At 38.1% G+C, this 551-nt stretch carries 1 protein-coding gene; it reads left to right on the forward strand.

The window, feature by feature from the left end:
- Positions 1-551, forward strand: a 551-nt coding sequence (locus tag R0K30_RS21005; RefSeq protein ID WP_410612688.1) for a transposase, incomplete at both ends; no start/stop codon positions are given.

Here is a 551-nt window from a genome sequence, read left to right on the forward strand (position 1 = left end):
TATGGTATCCGTTCAGAAAGACAGCTTGAAAAAGAAATTTACTATAACATGGCGTATAGATGGTTTTTAGGTTTGAATATCAATGACCCCGTTCCTCATCATTCCACCATTAGTTGGAATCGTCGTACTCGATTTAAAGATACAACGATTTTTCAAGATATTTTTGATGAGATTGTGCTACAAGCCATCAATCACGATATGGTTGGAGGTCGTGTCCTTTTTACCGATTCAACCCATCTAAAAGCGAATGCCAATAAACATAAATATACGAGAAAAACGATCGAACAAGATACTCAGAACTATATGAAAGAATTAGATGAAGCCGTTCAAGAAGATCGAGAGGTACACGGAAAAAAGCCCTTAAAGGAAAAAGAGGAGGTGAAAACGAAAAAAGACATTCGCCAAAGTACGACTGATCCTGAAAGTGGCTATCTTTATCGTGAAAATAAGCCTGAAGGCTTTTTCTATCTAGACCACCGTACAACAGATATGAAATACAATATCATCACTGATGCCCATGTCACGCCCGGTAATGTCCATGATTCTGTTCC

This window comes from Bacillus sp. SIMBA_154 (genome assembly GCF_046536015.1).
GTDB classification, from domain to species: domain Bacteria; phylum Bacillota; class Bacilli; order Bacillales; family Bacillaceae; genus Bacillus; species Bacillus pumilus_P.